This is a genomic window from Hafnia paralvei ATCC 29927, assembly GCF_001655005.1.
GTDB lineage: Bacteria > Pseudomonadota > Gammaproteobacteria > Enterobacterales > Enterobacteriaceae > Hafnia > Hafnia paralvei.
The window spans coordinates 1-1,082 of record NZ_LXET01000074.1 but is presented as its reverse complement, the minus strand read 5'-3'; the positions used below and the strand labels follow the sequence as shown (position 1 = coordinate 1,082).

The following is a 1,082-nucleotide window of genomic DNA, read 5'->3' as shown; positions in this document are numbered from 1 at the left end:
TGATGTAACCCGCTGACAACGGGGATTGAGGCGAGATCACTAAGCCGAGATGATCCTCAAGGTTAAGTACTGATAGGCTGAAGAACATGAACCCGTTAATCCGCCTCTGTGGGTTGAAAACGTCACCACGGCCTACGTGATCTGACAGGCCGTACAGGAGGAACTGGCAGTGATACGTAAGCACCGCCGGTCGAAGGTGTTTTGACATGTATGCGAAACATCGGGGCTGCAGCGTCTATCACGCTCGCGTTGCTGACTTCTGCCAACTTGCGGCAAGCAAGGATAAAGAGTGCGACGGGCAGCCTCCTCAGTATGTCTGAGTCCAGACAGGTAAACCGGGGAAGGTCAGCGACGGATGTTAAGGGGGCATGGCTCCGATGACGCGCTGGCTGGCGGAGCTTCCGTAGTAGTCCGCGATGGGGAAACCCCATTACATGGCGAAGGGAAGCAGTTTACATGTGTTTGCGACATGAATTAACTGACCTAACGAGGTGAAGACCTTTGATAATCAGCGAAATGCAACGCAAGCTTGCCACATGTGCAGCCACCGATCCGTCCCGACGGATTGAACGGCTGTTGCGTCTGATAACACAACCAGAATGGCTGGCTGAAGCGGCGCGGATCACGCTTTCATCAAAGGGGGCGCATACCCCCGGTGTTGATGGCGTGAACCAAACAATGCTACAGGCCAGACTGGCTGTTGAGCTGCAAATCCTCAGGGATGAATTACTCTCAGGTCATTACCAGCCCTTGCCCGCCAGACGGGTCTACATCCCTAAAAGCAACGGCAAACTGCGGCCACTGGGTATCCCCGCGTTGCGGGATCGTATTGTTCAACGGGCCATGCTGATGGCGATGGAGCCGATATGGGAAAGTGATTTTCATACACTCTCATATGGTTTCCGGCCTGAGCGCAGCGTTCATCATGCGATCCGTACGGTAAAGTTGCAGCTCACCGATTGCGGAGAAACACGGGGGCGCTGGGTGATTGAGGGTGATCTGTCCAGCTACTTTGACACGGTGCATCATCGACTGCTGTTGAAAGCGGTACGCCGCAGGATCAGGGATCCACGCTTTATGAC

At 54.5% G+C, this 1,082-nt stretch carries 2 protein-coding genes; one reads left to right on the top strand and one right to left on the bottom strand.

The features are described 5' to 3' along the window. A partial coding sequence (locus M988_RS23080) for a hypothetical protein (RefSeq protein ID WP_282956184.1) occupies nucleotides 1-208 on the bottom strand: 208 nt, incomplete at its 3' end. 308 nt (nucleotides 209-516) lie between these two features. On the opposite strand from M988_RS23080, the gene M988_RS22135 reads away from it, so the two are divergent. Next, nucleotides 517-1,082: reverse transcriptase domain-containing protein (locus M988_RS22135; protein WP_074388479.1), on the top strand; the 566-nt coding region annotated here is incomplete at its 3' end.